General features: G+C 44.2%; 16 protein-coding genes and 2 tRNA genes. 8 read left to right on the top strand and 10 right to left on the bottom strand.

The genetic code is table 11. From position 1 onward, the window contains the following. Positions 1-366 carry a transcriptional regulator gene (locus tag B3N34_RS08880; RefSeq protein ID WP_286977021.1) on the bottom strand — a complete coding sequence of 122 codons (366 nt, stop codon included), beginning with the start codon at positions 364-366 and terminating at the stop codon, positions 1-3. 196 nt (positions 367-562) lie between these two features. On the opposite strand from B3N34_RS08880, the gene glgP reads away from it, so the two are divergent. The 4 genes from glgP (at position 563) to B3N34_RS08860 (ending at position 6,164) form a co-directional block, all read left to right on the top strand. Further along, complete coding sequence (glgP, locus tag B3N34_RS08875) at positions 563-2,320, top strand: alpha-glucan family phosphorylase (protein WP_286977019.1); 1,758 nt, start codon at positions 563-565, stop codon at positions 2,318-2,320. Positions 2,321-2,341: 21 nt separating this feature from the next. Further along, entirely contained in the window at positions 2,342-3,829 is a 1,488-nt protein-coding gene (gene glgA / locus B3N34_RS08870) for a glycogen synthase GlgA (protein WP_286977017.1), read from the top strand. 94 nt (positions 3,830-3,923) lie between these two features. Next, positions 3,924-5,198 (top strand): glucose-1-phosphate adenylyltransferase, encoded by a 1,275-nt coding sequence (glgC, locus tag B3N34_RS08865; RefSeq protein WP_286977016.1) that lies wholly within the window; start codon positions 3,924-3,926, stop codon positions 5,196-5,198. A gap of 42 nt (positions 5,199-5,240) precedes the next feature. Continuing rightward, positions 5,241-6,164 (top strand): tetratricopeptide repeat protein, encoded by a 924-nt coding sequence (locus B3N34_RS08860; protein ID WP_286977014.1) that lies wholly within the window; start codon positions 5,241-5,243, stop codon positions 6,162-6,164. 14 nt (positions 6,165-6,178) lie between these two features. On the opposite strand, the gene B3N34_RS08855 is transcribed toward B3N34_RS08860, so the two are convergent. After that, positions 6,179-6,907, bottom strand: a complete 729-nt coding sequence (locus B3N34_RS08855) for a 2-phosphosulfolactate phosphatase (RefSeq protein WP_286977012.1) — start codon at positions 6,905-6,907, stop codon at positions 6,179-6,181. An 88-nt stretch (positions 6,908-6,995) separates the two neighbouring features. Here B3N34_RS08855 and ptsP point away from each other — a divergent pair, with 88 nt between their 5' ends. Both ptsP and B3N34_RS08845 read left to right on the top strand, forming a co-directional pair. Beyond that, positions 6,996-8,714 carry a phosphoenolpyruvate--protein phosphotransferase gene (gene ptsP, locus B3N34_RS08850; RefSeq protein ID WP_286977009.1) on the top strand — a complete coding sequence of 573 codons (1,719 nt, stop codon included), beginning with the start codon at positions 6,996-6,998 and terminating at the stop codon, positions 8,712-8,714. Further along, on the top strand, positions 8,711-9,544 hold the full coding sequence (locus tag B3N34_RS08845) for an alpha/beta hydrolase (protein WP_286977007.1): 834 nt from the start codon (positions 8,711-8,713) through the stop codon (positions 9,542-9,544). The genes ptsP and B3N34_RS08845 overlap by 4 nt, the downstream gene beginning before the upstream one ends. Here the strand turns inward: B3N34_RS08845 and B3N34_RS08840 are convergent. Next, on the bottom strand, positions 9,518-10,291 hold the full coding sequence (locus tag B3N34_RS08840; protein WP_286977005.1) for a prepilin peptidase: 774 nt from the start codon (positions 10,289-10,291) through the stop codon (positions 9,518-9,520). The two genes, B3N34_RS08845 and B3N34_RS08840, sit on opposite strands and share 27 nt — an antisense overlap. Positions 10,292-10,368: 77 nt before the next feature. Beyond that, positions 10,369-11,466, bottom strand: coding sequence for a PQQ-binding-like beta-propeller repeat protein (locus tag B3N34_RS08835; RefSeq protein ID WP_286977004.1), 1,098 nt, complete (start codon positions 11,464-11,466; stop codon positions 10,369-10,371). A 257-nt stretch (positions 11,467-11,723) separates the two neighbouring features. Between B3N34_RS08835 and B3N34_RS08830 the strand changes: the two genes are divergently transcribed. Both B3N34_RS08830 and B3N34_RS08825 read left to right on the top strand, forming a co-directional pair. Continuing rightward, on the top strand, positions 11,724-13,832 hold the full coding sequence (locus tag B3N34_RS08830; protein ID WP_286977001.1) for a glutamine synthetase III: 2,109 nt from the start codon (positions 11,724-11,726) through the stop codon (positions 13,830-13,832). A 44-nt stretch (positions 13,833-13,876) separates the two neighbouring features. Further along, entirely contained in the window at positions 13,877-14,338 is a 462-nt protein-coding gene (locus tag B3N34_RS08825) for a universal stress protein (RefSeq protein ID WP_286976998.1), read from the top strand. Between the two features lie 33 nt (positions 14,339-14,371). On the opposite strand, the gene B3N34_RS08820 is transcribed toward B3N34_RS08825, so the two are convergent. The 6 genes from B3N34_RS08820 to B3N34_RS08795 all read right to left on the bottom strand — a co-directional run bounded on the left by B3N34_RS08820 (position 14,372) and on the right by B3N34_RS08795 (position 17,792). Beyond that, on the bottom strand, positions 14,372-14,707 hold the full coding sequence (locus B3N34_RS08820; protein ID WP_286976995.1) for an XRE family transcriptional regulator: 336 nt from the start codon (positions 14,705-14,707) through the stop codon (positions 14,372-14,374). 19 nt (positions 14,708-14,726) lie between these two features. Next, on the bottom strand, positions 14,727-15,683 hold the full coding sequence (locus tag B3N34_RS08815) for an NAD-dependent epimerase/dehydratase family protein (RefSeq protein ID WP_286976993.1): 957 nt from the start codon (positions 15,681-15,683) through the stop codon (positions 14,727-14,729). 270 nt (positions 15,684-15,953) lie between these two features. After that, positions 15,954-16,091 carry a hypothetical protein gene (locus tag B3N34_RS08810; protein ID WP_286976990.1) on the bottom strand — a complete coding sequence of 46 codons (138 nt, stop codon included), beginning with the start codon at positions 16,089-16,091 and terminating at the stop codon, positions 15,954-15,956. Between the two features lie 156 nt (positions 16,092-16,247). Beyond that, positions 16,248-16,335 (bottom strand) — tRNA-Leu (locus B3N34_RS08805). 59 nt (positions 16,336-16,394) lie between these two features. Continuing rightward, the gene (locus tag B3N34_RS08800) at positions 16,395-17,555 is read right to left on the bottom strand and encodes a pyridoxal-phosphate-dependent aminotransferase family protein (protein WP_273002933.1); all 1,161 of its coding nucleotides are present in this window, start codon (positions 17,553-17,555) and stop codon (positions 16,395-16,397) included. Positions 17,556-17,716: 161 nt separating this feature from the next. Next, positions 17,717-17,792, bottom strand: a tRNA-Thr gene (locus B3N34_RS08795).

The following is a 17,792-nucleotide window of genomic DNA, read 5'->3' as shown; positions in this document are numbered from 1 at the left end:
TTAACTCGACTCCTTGTGAAGAATAGGACACGGTTTTAAACCGGCTTGATATAATAATCCGCATGTTTCAAACATGCTCTTCTGACACAATAAAATAGGTATGTCCAGTTTTTTGGCTAGGACAATCGCTTCTTCCAAGGGCCTTTTATTTCTTACGAACACAATACCGGTCATATCCAACATTGTCGCCGTCCGGATGATTTGAATATTTGTTAAGCCCGTTATTAAAAGCGAAGTTGCCAACGCAAAGGCAAGGACATCGCTCATTAGATCCGATGCAAAGGCATACTCGACTTCGCTATCCATTGCTGCAGTGTCAAATAATCTACTGGCCTGCAATATTTTTTCGATTTTGGATATCTTCATCCAATCTGACCTCCCGGAGGACAATTGAAATGGTAATGTTATAGTAATAACTATAACATAATTATTGGCCTGCGTGTATTTAATATCAAAGGGGCAAAAAACGACTTATTATATCCTCACATGATATAATCTTTAAGTCTATGTTTGTAATAGTTTTACGCTTTCTATGCAATCAGAGTGAAGGAGTGGAAGTTTAATGGTTGAATCTTACAGTAGAAATGACGCAATGAATTACAATATACATGTAGGCTCATCGCTTACACATCTGATGGAAATGGACCCTGCCTTTAGAACCGTTGCCTATTTTTCGATGGAAATAGGCGTCATGAACGACATTCCCACCTATGCAGGCGGATTGGGAATTTTAGCCGGCGATGTGCTGAAAAGTGCAGCCGACCTCGGAGTCCCTATTGTAGGGGTTACGCTCCTGTACAAACAGGGATATTTCAAACAAAGAATCGACGAACAGGGACGACAAATTGAGGAACCCTTTCAATGGGAACCGGGTAAAAAACTAACCTTGCTTCCCAATGAAGTAAACGTCGATATAGAGGGCAATTCGGTATATGTACGTGTTTGGGTATATGAAATTGTCGGGGAGACGGGGTATGTTGTACCTGTCTATTTTCTAGATACCGATTATGAAAAAAACATCCCCGAACATAGAAACCTTACATGGTATTTGTACGGAGGAGACCTCAGATACAGATTGTGCCAAGAGATGATTTTAGGAATAGGAGGTCTAAGGATCCTAAGGGATCTGGGTTACAATAATATAAAGACTTTTCATCTTAATGAAGGCCATGCAGGCTTTCTGGCTTTAGAACTTCTTAGAGAACAGGGTTATATCGATTTCGAAAAAATTAAGGAACAGGTGGTCTTCACTTCGCATACTCCAGTGGCAGCAGGACACGATTATTTCTCCTTTGACCTAATAGAGAGAACCATGTCGCCAGTATTCGTAGATTATTTAAAACAGATGATGCCTAACGGCGGCGTTTCAATGGTCGATTTCGGACTCAAATACAGCAGATACATAAATGGAGTATCAAAAAAACACAGAGACGTAAGCAGAAAGCTTTATAATACCGAAAACATAGATTACATAACCAACGGCGTTCATTCAAAAAGCTGGACATCTTCAAGTATGCAACGAATTTTTGACCAAAACATACCGGGCTGGAGAAATGACCCATCCAGGTTGGTCATGGCAAGCAAATTGGGCGACAATGAAATTTGGAAAGCCCATCAGGCAAACAAAATGCATCTTCTATCCAAGGTGCTCGAGAAAACCGGAATAGAGCTGGACACTGAAATCCTCACTATAGGCTTCGCCAGAAGAGCAGTAGCGTACAAAAGAGCCGATCTCATCTTTAAAGACATAAATAGATTAATTGACATATGCGCCGGCAAAGTACAACTCATATTCTCGGGAAAGGCGCACCCTTCCGACGAAGACGGCAAAAAGATGATACAGCGCGTGACAGAGATCTCTAAAGAGATTTCCGATAAAATCCCGGTAGTTTTCTTAGATAATTACGATATGGAACTGGCCGGTCTACTCACCTCCGGGGTTGATGTATGGCTCAACACGCCCATTAGACCCCGTGAAGCTTCGGGCACTAGCGGAATGAAGTGTGCCCATAACGGAGTATTAAATTTATCTATATTGGACGGATGGTGGGTTGAGGGCTGGATAGAAGACATAACGGGGTGGGCAATAGGGCCCGAACCAAAAGAAGTGGAGCTCGTAAATTACGACGAGTCCCAAGACGCGGATGCGTTATACGAAGTGCTTGAGCAAAAGGTCATTCCATTGTATTATCAAAATAAAGACAAATGGATTTCAATGATGAAAAATACAATTTCCTTAAATGCCAGCTATTTCAATACTCATCGAGTTGTAAGAGAATATTGCGAAAAAGCCTATGGCATACACCCAAAATATTACTAAATTAAAGTGAAGTGGTAAGAGGTGTCTTCGCCTTTCAAAAAAATAAAAGTACTTCACATCGCTTCAGAAATGCACCCCCTCGCAAAAAAGGGAGGACTGGGCGACGTCGTCGGCTCCCTGCCCAAAGCACAAAGAGAACTTGGCATCGACAGCAGGGTTTTGTTGCCTCTCTACCCCGGAGTTATGGACCGCATCAATGGGGAGGCAAAAAAACTACCGCGCAAGCTTTACCTTCCTTTAGAGTGGAGGATATTTCCTGCCCGACTATGGCATACCGATGTCCAGGAGGTCCCTGTTTACCTTCTGGACATCGAAGATATATCCTTTTCGGCAGATGTATATCCAAATCAATTGGACATGAACTCGGTAAGACCTTTTTTCCTTCTCTCCTTGGCTGCAATGGAATTTAAAAAGGCAACCAACTGGAATCCACATATATTTCACATTCACGATTGGCCTACCTCTATGGTGGCAACTGCTCTTAAATGGCACATGTATTATTCGACATCATCCGACCAATACGATACCGTTCTCACAATACACAACCTTGCTCACCAAGGAATTGTTCAGGAAACGAACTTAATTCAATGGGGAATCCCAAAAGAGGCTTTTAACATAGAAGGGTTGGAATACTATGGAATGACCAACTTTTTAAAGGGCGGAATTATAGCTTCCGACATGGTCACGACAGTCTCTCCCCGCTATTCCTGGGAAATACAGACGAGGGAATATGGAATGGGCCTGGATGGTGTTTTAAAAAAGTACAACAGTAAGCTAAAGGGAATACTCAACGGGATCGATTACTCCTATTGGAATCCCAAAACAGATCCTCTTATTCCAGCACATTACGACGTAAACGATATTGCCCCGAAAAGAGAATGCAAAAAATCCTTATTATCCCGATGCGGCTGGGAAGACGATGGCTCACCAATTTTAATATATATAGGCAGACTCGCGGAACAAAAGGGCTTGGATATATTATTGCCCTCCATAGAAGCCATTCTGGGTCACGGTTGCAAGTTGATCGTTTTAGGCGAAGGAAGCGAAATTTACGAAAGAGCTCTATTGGATATGTGCGCGCAATTTCCCGACAGCCTATTCGTTAAAATAGGATATGATGAGGAGCTATCGCACCTCATGTATGCAGGCGGAGATATGCTCGTAATGCCTTCATATTTTGAACCTTGCGGTTTATCGCAACTAATCGCAATGCGATATGGAACAGTCCCCATATGTCGTGCTACAGGAGGGCTTGCAGACACAGTTATAGATGCCGATTCAGCATCGGATGGAACCGGTTTTTTATTCAGTTCTTACGATACCGAGGCTTTCTTGCGAGCTATGGGAAGGGCTTTGGCGTCTTGGAACTCTCCAAATCTCTGGAATCGAATTATGTTAAACTGCATGAAGGTCGACTTTTCTTGGTCCAAATCCTCACGAGAATACGCGAATCTATACCTCGAACTGCTGGGAGTCCCGGAAGACGAAAACAAAAATCTATTGCGTTAGTCTTGTCATATAACCTACTAACAGGGTATAGTTATAAGCATAGTTATAAACATATATAGTACACCTTAAGAAATTATTTACGGGGGTGGCATTTTTGATCTATGGAAAGTACGGGAGGGTGTTGGGCATAGTTCTAGCAGGTGGTCGAGGCCAGAGACTTTCCCCCTTGACAAGGCACCGCGCAAAGCCGGCAGTTCACTTTGCAGCCAAATATAGGATAGTAGATTTTGCCCTTTCCAACTTAGTTAACAGCGGAGTCTTCTCCATTTACGTCCTCGTCCAATTTCGAAGCCAGTCATTGAACGAACACATTGAAAGAGGGTGGCAGTTCGGAGGCGCCTTGAGAGGCAGAGACTTCTTTATAACTGTTGTACCCGCGCAAATGTGGACCGGCGAGCATTGGTACAAAGGAACGGCCGATGCCGTCTTTCAAAATCTACACCTGATCACCATTTACAATGCCGACCGTATTTGCGTATTCGCCGCCGATCATGTATATAAGATGGACATAGAGCAAATGATGCAAAAACATATAGAACAAAAAGCGGATTGCACGGTAGCCGCTTACGAAGTGCCTGTAAGCGAAGCGTCTGCCTTCGGATGCCTAAAAACGGACAAAGATGGTTTTGTCGTAGAATTCCTGGAAAAGCCGAAGAACCCGCCCGAAATTCCAAACCGGCCCGGATTTAGCTTTGTTTCCATGGGCAATTACATCTTCGAAAGGGAAATTTTAGAAGAAGTATTAGTTGAAGATGCAAATGATCCCGACAGCAGTCATGATTTCGGAAAAGATATATTGCCGAAACTATACAAAAACCATAAAGTATTGTCCTACGATTTTAAAACAAATGCCATCCCGGGAAATGATAAGCCTTATTGGAAAGACGTAGGAACGATCAAAACTTACTGGCAGGCTCATATGGACCTGCTCAAGGAAAATGCGGATTTAAATCTTTTCAACCCGCAATGGCCCATCAGAACCGTATCCTACGCCGACCCTCCGGGGTTCACCTTCTCCGTGGACAACTCCTCAAGCAGCGTGGAAGACGCGCTTCGCGCGGAGGGAAGCCAAGTAATCGGGGCAACCGTAAAAAGATCGGTTTTGTCGAGAAACTGCGTTATAAAGCCCGGCGCCTACGTTGAGGAATGCATAATAGGAAGAGGAGTAGTCATTGGGGAACGGTGTCGATTGAAAAGGGTCATTGTGGATGCCCAAAACGTTATCCCCCAGGATACTGAAATAGGATTCGATGAAGATTTGGATCGTCAAAGATATCACGTCGATCCTTCGGGCATAGTGGTCGTCCCCATGCCCGCCATACAACTTAGAGCAAAGGTGAATTTCCCCTACCCAGATTCAGGAATTTAGTATATACTACCCGAGTAAATTTTTTCTATGGGAGGAAGATTTATGACAAAGGGAAATATCTGCGAAGAAGTAAAAAAACTTTTGGATATGGCTGATTCAACAAATAACCACGAGGAAGCAACAAGGCTTGCGAATAAAGTCCTCGAGCTGGACCCGACAAATTGCGAGGCTTTGCTGTTATTGGCAGACAATGCCATATCCGATGGCGATATGGAAAATAATCGCTTTTATCTCAACCGGATAATCGAAAACTACGAGAAAGGACAATCCAAAGACAGTACGAGAGATGCGGAAGATGCCAATGACGAAATTTACCTTTTCGCCCTTGAAAGGCTTGCCTTTTCGCTTTCCTTCGACGATCGCCACGAAGAAGCAATGTCGGTTGCCCAAAAATTGTTAGAGATCGATGTAGAAGGAAAAACTACGGCCAAAGATACGATTTATCGGTCGTTGTTGATGATGGACCGCTACAGAGAAATATTGGAAATGATCTGCCAGGAGGAAAACCCTTCAGCCGTTGCTCTGCACGCAAAGGCGATAGCTCTATATCAATTGGACGGAATGAGCTGGAACTCTTACGAAGCCTTGGTCAGCGCATTGGAAGGCGATCCTGATGCTCCTTTCTATGCCTTGGGCATTTGGGATGAGCCTGAGGAACCTGACGAAGAGGAAGTCCAATCCATGCTGACAGCATTGTATATAGTAGAACCGTGGGCCAAATCCGACGAACTCATCGACTGGATAACCCATATTACCATCGCCTTCGGTTTTTTCACCCAACGCCTTCCGGAGGATTTTCTCCAGGTTATGGAATTAAGCGAAACCGGTAGTATGGCTAGGCAGGAATTAGACGAATTAAAGAAAATAATCGACGAAATGCAGAAAGTGGAATCCGTAAGGGATCACGACTTCAAAGGTATAGATCGCGTAGTCTTCGATGCACTGCGCTTCAGACGTAAATATTAAAACCCAAAAAAGGATTAAACCATTATAGCAGGCAAATTATTCCACAGGGTAAGCCGTGGAATCGTATGGCTTTCGTCAATACGGGAAGCGTATTCAACGTCGCTCCATAGGCCCAAATCCTTCAAGCTTAATGCGTGCTCTGCATCCGTCATGGCACGCATTAAATTTTTATCGTAATATTCCCAAGTGGCTATCGCTATCTTTGCTCCATCGTTTAACTTCAAACTTTGGATTTTATCCTTTGCAATTTCCACCATCATACCAGCACAGGCGGTGTCATCTATCATTGCTCGGTTGAACCTGCCGGCGCAAAGTATGCCTATTTTGTTGCCTCTTTCGATAGCAGCTTCAACTACAGTGGTGGCGTTTCTAGAGCAGCCTGCAAACACGGTACCCGAAGAAGCCGCAGCGCGTAATAATGCTTTAGTTCCGTTGGTAGTCGTCATTATGGCCCCGTGAAAATCTCTTAGGTTATATCGAAGCAATTCAATCGGAGAATTGCCGCAATCGAAGCCGGGAGGAGGAAGGCTTTTTCTTTCTCCCATTAAAAGCCATTTTCCGCCAAGTTTAGACTTTAGGCTGTAGGCCTCTTCTACATCTTCTACAGGCAAAAGGACCTTGCCGCCCATCTCAAAAAATGTCACTATTGTCGTGGTAGCCCGTAAGATATCGACCACGATCCAAGTATCTATACGATCCAGATCACCGGAGGGGTTTAGCACAACCGTCAGTTGAACCGACATTTTTAATCTCCTGTGCAACAAATTTGTTTATTTTTACCTTCGCTTGTAACATAATACAGATATCACATAAATAACAGGAGGGTCAATCATGTCAGAAATTAAATTGAAGGGTACTCCTCTATCTCCTGGTCTTTCCTATGGATACGCTTTTACATACAAGACCATACCCTTTGAGCAAAGAAACATCGCCATTAAAACCGAAGACGTCGAAAAGGAGCTATCCCGCCTAAGCGAAGCCATTAAAAAAACGAGGGAATCCCTCGAAAAACTGAAGGATAGAACCAAAAAAAAGCTGGGAGAGGAGAAGGCGGGAATTATAGAGGCTCACATGTTGATGCTTGAAGACCCCATGTTCATTCAAGAAATTGAAAACACCATAAAAGAAGGCCATTCTGCAGAGGACGCCGTTTACACGGCCACTATGAAGATAAAAAAGATGTTTGAAGATATACCTGACCCCTATTTAAGAGAAAGGGCTGCAGACGTAGAAGATGTGGGCAGCAGGCTATTCAGAAACTTATTGGGAGCAATAGATCTTGAATCGATAGGACGAGAGGAATCAACTATAGTCGTCGCCAGCGACCTGGCTCCCTCGGAATTAATCGCCATATCGGGAAACAATGTCGTCGGCTTAGTGCTCCTCCACGGAGGCCCAACATCTCACATGGCCATAATAGCCAAGTCATTAGATTTGCCTGCTGTATCCGGAATAGATATAAGTACAATCTCCGACAATAACATTATCATAATCGACGGCACAAAAGGAGAAGTAACGATAAACCCTTCTTCTGAAACGCTTTCGCAGGTCAATAGAAAGGTAGAGGAACTCAAAAAAGAGCAAGAGGAGGCCATGAGCCTGAAAGATGCTCCTGCAATCACCTCAGACGGTTTCATGCTAAAGTTGTGGGGCAACATAGCCCATCCAAACGAGGTGAACAGCGTTTTATCCTTTGGAGGAAAGGGTATAGGCTTATTCCGAACGGAATTTCTTTTCATGAACAGAAACAATCCTCCCAGCGAAGATGAGCAATTTGAAGCCTATAGCAAGGCATTGGCGGAAATGAACCCCAACCCTGTAGTAATCAGAACGATGGATGCCGGCGGCGATAAGGAGATCTTCTATCTCAACATACCGAAGGAGGACAATCCCTTTTTGGGCTATCGCGCCATTCGGATTGGCATCACCGAGGAAGGTTTGCTTTTGACGCAACTTCGGGCTTTACTGAGAAGCGCAACCTACGGAAATCTTTACATAATGTTCCCTATGATCTCTTCTCTATGGGAGGTAAAAAGGGCAAAAGACCTGCTTCGAAAAGCTGCGCAACAATTGAAGGAAGAGGGAGTAGAACAGGGATCGGCAAAAATAGGAATAATGATAGAAATACCCTCCGCTGCTCTTATGGCGGATGAGCTTGCAAAGGAGGTCGATTTCTTCTCGATTGGAACTAACGATTTAACCCAATATACATTGGCAGTGGACAGAGGAAACGCGAAGATATCCCGATGGTACGATCATTTACATCCAGCAGTTCTCAAGCTTATCGACATAACTGCAAAGGCAGCAAAAATAAACAAAATTGAGCTTGGGATGTGCGGCGAAATGGCCGGCGACCCCCTAGCCCTTCCAATACTCATTGGGCTGGAGTTCGACGAACTTTCGATGTCGCCTCCGGCAATTCCCAAGATCAAAAGACTGACACGAAAAATTAGCTTGGGAAGAGCTAAAGAGATCACGCAAAAGGTTTTGTTGATGAAAGATGCACAGGAAGTACGCGCCTTTCTTGAGGAGATGATATCTCAATTATGACCGAAAAAATGAAGATCATATCTCATTGCGCGCTAGGATCTTTCGGAGACAAAAGGGTCTTGATCCAGGGGTACATTATTTCAAGGTCATTTCCCCTGGTCGTGCTTTTGCACGGAGTGCACGGCTGCGCCAATCTGGCAGAGGGAAACAAATACGGCGTTCTGGCACGCTTGCTTGCGCAGGAATCCATAAATGCCCTGACCATCGAAACCAGCAGAAAAACCAGAGACAGGGATGCCTATGGCAACGATAGAGACAGGTGGATAATGGATGCCTTTAAGGGAAAAACCTATGCTATGGACTTATTTGACGTGGCGAGTGCTATTTCGTTCATACATGATAACCTAGGATGGCCTGAGTTATGGCTATGGGGTTTTTCTCTGGGAGGTTTGCATTTTCTGATTTTGACGGGCGGAATGTATAAAAAAGTTTTAGAACGCTCTGGCCTTAAAAACCCTATAACCTCATTTCCCAAGATCGAAGGTTTGATACTCTCCGGAAGCGGAGACGAGATACGCCCGGAAAACGGACCGTCGTTTCACGAGCCTATTTTGGACTCTCTGCCCAGTCAAGAAATGCTTCTGGAGGCAGCGAAAAATACGAATGCGGAAAATGTCTATGCCTTTTACGGCAGCCTTGATGAAACCTTTACAAAGGAAGCATGTAGGAGGCTGTTTGAATTAACGCCCACAAAACGAGACTTCATCGTCCTCGAAGGAGTTGACCATTCTTTTAGAATTGTTAACGACATTCCTTCGATATCGCCTTTAATCGATATGGTAAATTACCTAAAGAAGCATATTCTAAAAAATCCAGGGCCAACCCGGTGAAATATCAAGAAAAGCCAATATTTTGACTCCAAAAAGGAAGGTACAAAAGGAGCCGATAGCAAAAAAGGGGGCCATGGGGAGATGGTCTTTTCTTCCGACTTTATGGGCAAGCAATAACGATAAGGCTGTCAAACCGCCACACATGAAACTTATGTAGAGAGCAAGACAACCCATCCATGCCCCCATTACCCCGCCAATTGCAGCAGCAACTATCGCATCGCCCGAACCCATGCCACCTTTGCTGACGTACATGATAAGTAGGATCAAAAAACCACATATGCAAGCACCTAATATGCCGTCCAAAAAAATTTGCCAACCCACGAAAACCCTCAAGAACAATCCGATTGCCAAAAAGGGCAAAACCAGCCAGTCGTAAACATAACCCGAATACATGTCTGTCAAAGAAGATAGGAAAAGGCAGCTCCAAAGCACAAAAGACAATATAAAAGCATAGGTAGGCCCATAAAGCCAGGCTAAAACAAGCATTGAAAATCCCATTATCAATTCGACCAATAAATAACTAATCCCGATCTTTTTATTACATCCTCTGCATCTACCTTTGAGAAATACATAAGACAATAGGGGAATTAAATCAATAAAGCTGAGCGTTCTGCCACAGCTTTCGCAGGCAGAACGCTCCTTTCCCCACCACTTTCTCCCTTCAATAGTCCTCTGTGCTACTACATTCAAAAAAGAACCGTATGCCAATCCAAAGATAAAACTCGTCAGACGGAACATCCCAATCATTAAGCTATCCACCTAGTCTATCGCAGAAATCTATTTTACGAAAAAAAGTTACATCAAACTTGTACAGCAACGTAACATCACTTTATGACGTATAGGGTACCTCTCATCGTCGCAAAAACAACTGCTCCCTCTCCCAAAGACGGATCGGCCACAATGTCGCTGTCCGCTTCATACTTCCACAGCAAATCTCCCCTATTGGAATCTATAGCGTAAAAATAGCCATCGTTGCTCCCAAAGAAAAGCACGCCGCCAGCATATACGGGCGAAGAGTTTATCGGGCTACCAACTTCGTAGTTCCATACAACGTCACCCTTATCTGCGTTCACGGCGTATAATTTTCCATCCTGACCTCCTATGTATAATGTTCCTCTAACGTACGCCGGAGAAGAGCCTAGGGGTGCCCCAACGTACTTATGCCATTGAGGTACGACACCCTTTAATTTTACGGCACGAACATAACCGTTATCGGTTATATAATAGACCTTTCCGTCAGCATATAGAGGAGATCCCTTCATTGAACCCTCTGTATTGCCTCCCCAACGCTCGCTGCCACTTTTTGGGTCTAGCGCATGAAATCGTCCTCCAAAGCTTCCCACAAACACAAATCCTTCAGCTATTGCCGGAATATTTTGAAAGCCCCTGTAAGCTTGAAACTGCCATTTATATCCTCCATTTTTGGAATTAAGAGCGTAGAAACTGCCTTCGTTGCATCCGACGTAAACGGTATCGCCAAAAGCAAAAGTTCCCGACATCACAGGGCCATCTACCTTAGCATTCCAAATGAAAGTGCCGGACTTTTTGTCGAGAGCATACACATTTGCCGCGAAGGTTCCCACATATACTTTTTTATCATCGGTGGAAACAGGTCCAAGAATGGAACCATCGCACTGGTATTTCCATTTTACTTCTCCGCTATTAAGAGATATAGCATACACCTCTCCATTATGGTTCCCCACATATATCATTCCGCCATCCACGACAGGAGCACCCGTTATCTTTGATCCCGTTTCCAGCTTCCATGAGAATATGCCTTTCGGAAGTTCTTTTATTGGGAAATTGCCGGTATTTTGGAAATCACCCCTGGCCGGGAAAGCAAAGACGGCTACTGCATTGCCCAATATGAACATCAAAGAAATCACCAAGGCGATCGTCAAAGTCGCACTTATTTTTTTCATAACCCATCACCCCTTTTAAAAGAATATTTTGATATACATGCTACTCTATCCAACTTACATGTTTATTTTATATTATACTTTACAAAACACATAGGTCAATTTAATTAATTTGTAGCTATGATATATTGATATAATATTTTTCCGCCCCTTGTCCTTGAAGAGAGATCAACACAATAATTTCAACTAAGCTCTTGTCTAACCAGGGTAGTATGTGATATAAGTTTTTTTTATGTTAATACTCTTTGGAGGTGTAGTACATGGAAAGGCCAACTTCTTATTTTGGACGTCATGTTTTCAATGAAAAAGTAATGCGCGAACGTTTGCCCAAGAGCGTCTTCGAACAACTGACCAGCGCCATTAACGGAGGACCACATAAACTCAACATTAAAATTGCAGATGTAGTGGCAGCTGCCATGAAGGAGTGGGCTACGTCGCTTGGAGCAACGCATTATGCCCATTGGTTTCATCCAAGGACAGAACTCACGGCCGAAAAACATATGGCATTTCTTTCGTTAGACGATAAAGGTGCTCCACTTGAGGTTTTTACGGGAAGCGAGCTTATACAAAGCGAACCTGACGCATCATCTCTTCCCTCCGGCGGAATGAGAAGCACCTTTGAGGCAAGGGGCTATACCGCCTGGGATCCCACCAGCCCAGCTTTCGTCATGCTCACCGAAAAAGGAGGTACGCTTTGCATACCATCTATCTTCCTTTCTTGGGACGGGACGCCTCTGGACATGAAAATGCCCCTCCTTAAAGCAATAGCCGCCATAGAAGAGAGAGCTATGCGTTTGCTCAGATTATTCGGTAATAGGGGAGTTCATTGGGTAAAAGTAACCGTCGGTGCCGAACAGGAGTTTTTTTTGGTAGAAGACAGCCTGGCCAGGAAACGCCCAGACTTAGTACTCTGCGGACGCACGTTATTGGGATGCCCACCGCCCAAAGGACAACAGCTGGAAGACCACTATTTTGGAGCAATTCATCCCCGAGTGCTGACTTACATGGAAGATGTCGTGGCTGAACTGCACAAACTTGGCATTGCCATAAAAACCCGACACGATGAGGTGGCACCCTGTCAATTCGAATTTGCTCCCCAATTCACGGATGCTAATCTGGCTACCGATCAAAATCAGATAATGATGACCGTCATGAAACGAATAGCACCTCATCATGGATTTAAATTGCTCTTACACGAAAAGCCCTTCGCAGGAATAAACGGCAGCGGAAAACATACCAATATATCTTTGATGGATAGCGATGGGTATAATCTATTGGAACCGACAAACAACCAAAGAAAAAACGTGCAGTTTCTGGCTTTCCTGGGAGCTCTTATACTTGGAATTTCCAAATACAGCTCTTTGCTCAGGGCCTCCGTAGCCTCGCCCGGCAACATGCACAGACTAGGCGGATTCGAGGCACCCCCTGCTATTATGAGCGTCTATCTCGGAAGCACACTGACAAACGTCTTGGAACGTCTGGAGGAAGGTTTTCCGGAAGAGATACCAACGAGTGGAATTATTGATCTAGGTCTGGCAAAACTCCCCACGCTGAAAAAGGAGAATTCCGATCGGAACCGAACGGCTCCCCTCGCATTTACGGGGAACAAATTCGAGTTTCGCGCTACAGGGGCATCCCAATCTTTAGCAGGTCCGCTGACAATGCTTCTCGCCGTATGGGCTTGGGGGATAGAGGAGGTATCCAACAGAATAGAAAGTCGCCTCGGAAATAGCGACATAACGGATGCCACCTTAGACGTGTTGCGCGATATAGCCAAAGAAAGCGTTAAAGTGCGTTTTGAAGGCAATTGTTACGACAAGGCATGGCACGACGAAGCTGTGCGTCGCGGCCTTCCCATTGCCACCACAACTCCCGACGCTTTATCCTACTATTTAATTCCCGAAAATAGAGCACTGCTTTCTAGCCTTTCTATCATGACCGACAGGGAAATCGTTGCTTATTACGAAACAAGACTTGAACAATATGTCAAAACGCTAGATGTCGAAATGGCCGTCATGGAAGACATGATACGACATGCGGTACTTCCTTCAATCTCAAAGCAGGTAGCGCTGGAAGGAAAGGCATTTGAAAGGGCAACTTCCATACTCGACAGCAATTTCGAAAGCTGGAAAGGCAAGATTAAATCATTGTGTGATATTAAAGAACAACTTTACTATAGACTTGAGCAATTAAGAAATCTCCGAAATAAAATATCGAATTGCAGCCTCGAGGAAAGCTCATCTTTGATAACCAACGAAGGGATTTCTTTAATGAATGAAATACGCTCACTGAGCGATGCCGCAGAACTTTGGATCGACGATATGATTCAGCCATATCCATCCTATCGCGATTTGCTTGTGATACAATAACTACGACAGGAAAGTTCTAATCTATAAAACAGGTGGTGATACTGATGACGAAAAAAATATTAGTCGGAGTAGACCTGAGTAAAATGTCGGAATCTTTGATAACGTACTCTCATAACATTGCGCACAGGCTCAATGACGAAATAATCTATCTTCATGTCCTGCCTCGCCTGTCTTCCATATGGCGCGGTTATGAGCCGTGGATACCGCCACAGATAGGAGATGAAGTCAAACAAATAGCCCACAAAAAAATCTCCTACTGGGTCCAGAAAGCCGAGGCACAAATTAAAGATATCCCTTCTCATGAGCACACCATATTAATTGAGGAGGGATCACCCGGGGAAGTTATCATAAGCAAAGCCCGTGAAATGGGAGTTTCTCTTATAATCGTGGGGTACAAAGGACACAGCACTATGGAACACATCTTGGTCGGGAGCACAACTACAGCCATCGCACGCCATGCACCCTGTTCGGTCTTGATCTACAGACCTGGTTTCGAAGTAATTTAAGGCAAATCAATTATCGTACGTGAAGCCGGGATATCATCTGATATTCTTCAACCGTCGCGAAATACCTTCCTCTTCTTTCATCATCTGAAGGATATCCTCGGCAGACATCTTTTCCAAATATATTGCTTCTTCTAAACTATCGGCTATGTCTTGTGCAATCTCATCCAAAGAGGCATCTTCGCTAATTGCAATTTGATCCCAAAATACGGGAGGCTGGGACTCGAAAAATGAGCATACCCTATTCATCGCGAGGGCTTCATCGAAATCCTCCTGACGGCCTCCCTTGCTTAAGAATTCCTCTCGCAAACGCGGTACCATTGCCTTTGCGGCCTTTTTTACCAAGTCCTTTTTTATGCCCTGTATCGTCATTTCGATTCACTCCCGAATCCTAATGCAAATCTGATCTATCAAAATAAGCTAATGTCCTCTCCAAGCCGTCCCGCAAAGAAACAGAGGGAACAAACCCTAATTCTTCCTTTGCTTTATCGATACTTAAATAGGTCTTATACAATTCTCCCTTCCTCGGCGCATCGTGCCTCGCCATTTTTTGAAAGCCAATTATATCGCTTAAGATGTCGTACAGTTCGTTGACCGACGTTCCTATGGATGTTCCAATATTATAAGCGTGGTCATCTATCGATGAGGGAGCCCTCGTTTCTTTCAAACGCTGTAAAGACAAGAGATTCGCCATTGCAACATCACCAACATAGACATAATCTCTCACCTGCGTTCCATCTCCATATATTGTTGGCACTTCCCCTTTAAGCATTTTATTAGAAAATATAGCCACCACACCTGCTTCTCCCATTGGATCTTGCCTTGGCCCATAGACATTAGCATATCGAAGTGCTATATAGGGCAATCCGAACACTTTATTATAATAATATAAATAATACTCCGACGAAAGCTTACTCACCCCATATGGAGAAAGAGGCCCCTTTGGGTGGGTTTCAGAAACGGGAAGGTGCGTCGGCTCTCCGTAAACAACGCCTCCAGATGAAGCAAATATTACCCCCTTTACACCTGTCCTGGTTGCGCAGGATAAGATATTCAAAAGACCTTTGATATTTACTTCGGCATCGTACATGGGATTTGTCACTGACTTTCTAACGTCAATTTGCGCCGCATGATGGCAAACGTAATCGGGGTGAACTTCGTCGAAAACTTCGCTCACGCGAGAATCGCATATGTCGAGCTTGTAAAACCCGGCCTTTGAATTGAGATTCTCTAATTTGCCCTGAGACAAATTATCGATAACGACAACCCTGTGGCCTTCTTCTATAAAGGCATCAACTATATGAGATCCTATAAAACCTGCGCCTCCTGTAATCAGGACGGTAGCCATATTAATTACCTTCCTTTCTCTTTCAACATTAACCGCAGCTTACATGTAGTATATCTTTTTTAAAGCAACCTATCCACCACATAAGAAAAACCGGTTTCAATTTCGATGCGACAAACCTTCGTTCGCCTTTTGCACGACAAAAAAGCGAGTGAAGCCAACGGTTTCAACAATATACCCTCTCGCTCAAAAGAAAACACTATTCTTACCTATTTGCTTGAATGCCAATCATTCGATGGGTATTTTTGCGCCCCCACCCGTTTCTTCATTTGCTTACGGAGGTGGCGCCTGTAATCTTTGATCTTTGATCTTTGATCTTTGATCTGCCCTTCCCTCGGCTATTTTGAAGTAGATAAATTCTTCAATCGCATCTTCCAAAGATACGTTTCTGCGAAACGGAACAATGGACATAAAAAACTCTCTCCCATCGCCAATGGTGAAGGGAGAGAGCAAAAACAGTGCTTTTCATTACTGGTGGATTCGCATCTTTTAACCGCCTTTTAAACTTCCTCCAAGAACCAACCATTGCAACGAACTAATGCCGATTACAACTGGCTTTTTCATCTTTGGTGCCGGGGGCGGGACTCGAACCCGCACAGTACCGAGCACCGGTGGATTTTGAGTCCACTGCGTCTACCAATTCCGCCACCCCGGCTTTGCGATGATTAAGATACCATAATATTGTTAAGGCGTCTAGATCTATTCTGCTTTATTTTACATACTTTCTTCAACAAAACCTCTTTGCAGTATCCCCAGGGCCTTGCCCGGCTCCAGTTTAATTCCGATGCGCATAGCAGCTCTCTCTATTGACGCCACTGCTGAAATCAATATGTGTTTATCGATGTTGCCCATATGCCCCATCCTGAATCCCTTTCCTGCATAATTTCCAAGACAACCGGCAATATAAGCGCCTTCCTCTGCCACAAGAGATCTGAATTTGGAGTCATCTATATTAAACTCGCCGGGATATAGGTAAACCGACAACGTTGGAGCTCGATAGCCCTCGTCGGCCAATATAGAAAATCCCATTGAAGAAATGGCCTCATCAAAAAGGACAGCATGCCTAACATGGCGAGCATATCTTTCCTTGATCCCCTCCGATTTTATTATTTCAAGAGATTGTTTTAAGGCCCATATCAAATTAATGGGAGGGGTACCCCAATATTTGGAAGGGTCTTCCATCACCGGCAACCATTTCTCAAAATCCATGTACGAATCAATTATTGTTCCCAGGCTTTTTCGTTTATCCAGCGCCTTTTTTGAAGCCCACAACAGAGCTAAACCGGGAGCAACTCCAAAGGCCTTCTGAGAACAGCTTATCAATACATCAATGCCCATAGAATCGACGTACTCCTCGGCTCCGCCCGATGCAGCTACGCCATCAACCACAAATATGGCTCCATGATCTTGAACAACCTTACCTATCTCCCCTATCGGCGCCATAACGCCTGTCGATGTCTCAACATGGGTGACAGTAACTACGTCGTATTTTTCTTTAGACAGTCTTTCTTTAACTTCCTCAGAGGTTACAGAGCTTCCCCATCGTGCCTTAATCACATCGACATTAAGGCCGCGCTTTTTGCATATTTCGGCAAATCTATCGCCAAAAAAGCCGTTTGAACACACAAGCGCTTTGTCTCCGGGTTTAGAGACGTTTGCTACAGCCATTTCCATGGCCAACGTACCTGACCCAGCAATAACAAAGGTCTGCCCGCTGCACTGCCAGAGTTCGCGCAAATCCTTTACCACGTTTTTAAAATCTTCAATAAAATCGGGGTCTCCAAAAGCTACCGTCTCGCGTCCCATTTGATCCTGAATAGAGCGCACAACTGGAGTGGGTCCGGGTATCATCACCAATTTTTGTGGTTTTAGCATATTAAACCCTCCCTATTAGTAAGCATAAATTTATAGAAAAATAGCTTCACTTTGACAGGCACGTTTTTATATTATTACTCGATCACCTAAAATACAACAGAGTATGGATTAAAAAATAAAAAGAGCAATCAACTCACTGATTGCTCTTTTTGCCAATTTTTTGGAGCCGGCGGGCGGACTTGAACCGCCAACCTGCTGATTACAAGTCAGCTGCTCTGCCGATTGAGCTACACCGGC

Source organism: Acetomicrobium sp. UBA5826 (assembly GCF_002433005.1).
Taxonomy (GTDB): domain Bacteria; phylum Synergistota; class Synergistia; order Synergistales; family Acetomicrobiaceae; genus Acetomicrobium.
Note: the sequence above shows the minus strand (reverse complement) of the source record. Positions and strands in the feature narration are given on the sequence as shown.

Bases quoted from the DNA above. Each gene is read 5' to 3' on its own strand.
- B3N34_RS08800 (WP_273002933.1), bottom strand. From the start codon at position 17,555: ATGCTAAAACCACAAAAATTGGTGATGATACCCGGACCCACTCCAGTT.
- glgP (WP_286977019.1), top strand. From the start codon at position 563: ATGGTTGAATCTTACAGTAGAAATGACGCAATGAATTACAATATACAT.
- ptsP (WP_286977009.1), top strand. From the start codon at position 6,996: ATGTCAGAAATTAAATTGAAGGGTACTCCTCTATCTCCTGGTCTTTCC.
- B3N34_RS08845 (WP_286977007.1), top strand. From the start codon at position 8,711: ATGACCGAAAAAATGAAGATCATATCTCATTGCGCGCTAGGATCTTTC.
- B3N34_RS08810 (WP_286976990.1), bottom strand. From the start codon at position 16,091: ATGTCCATTGTTCCGTTTCGCAGAAACGTATCTTTGGAAGATGCGATT.
- B3N34_RS08860 (WP_286977014.1), top strand. From the start codon at position 5,241: ATGACAAAGGGAAATATCTGCGAAGAAGTAAAAAAACTTTTGGATATG.
- B3N34_RS08815 (WP_286976993.1), bottom strand. From the start codon at position 15,683: ATGGCTACCGTCCTGATTACAGGAGGCGCAGGTTTTATAGGATCTCAT.
- B3N34_RS08825 (WP_286976998.1), top strand. From the start codon at position 13,877: ATGACGAAAAAAATATTAGTCGGAGTAGACCTGAGTAAAATGTCGGAA.
- B3N34_RS08820 (WP_286976995.1), bottom strand. From the start codon at position 14,707: ATGACGATACAGGGCATAAAAAAGGACTTGGTAAAAAAGGCCGCAAAG.
- B3N34_RS08855 (WP_286977012.1), bottom strand. From the start codon at position 6,907: ATGTCGGTTCAACTGACGGTTGTGCTAAACCCCTCCGGTGATCTGGAT.
- B3N34_RS08835 (WP_286977004.1), bottom strand. From the start codon at position 11,466: ATGAAAAAAATAAGTGCGACTTTGACGATCGCCTTGGTGATTTCTTTG.
- B3N34_RS08880 (WP_286977021.1), bottom strand. From the start codon at position 366: ATGAAGATATCCAAAATCGAAAAAATATTGCAGGCCAGTAGATTATTT.
- B3N34_RS08840 (WP_286977005.1), bottom strand. From the start codon at position 10,291: ATGATTGGGATGTTCCGTCTGACGAGTTTTATCTTTGGATTGGCATAC.
- B3N34_RS08830 (WP_286977001.1), top strand. From the start codon at position 11,724: ATGGAAAGGCCAACTTCTTATTTTGGACGTCATGTTTTCAATGAAAAA.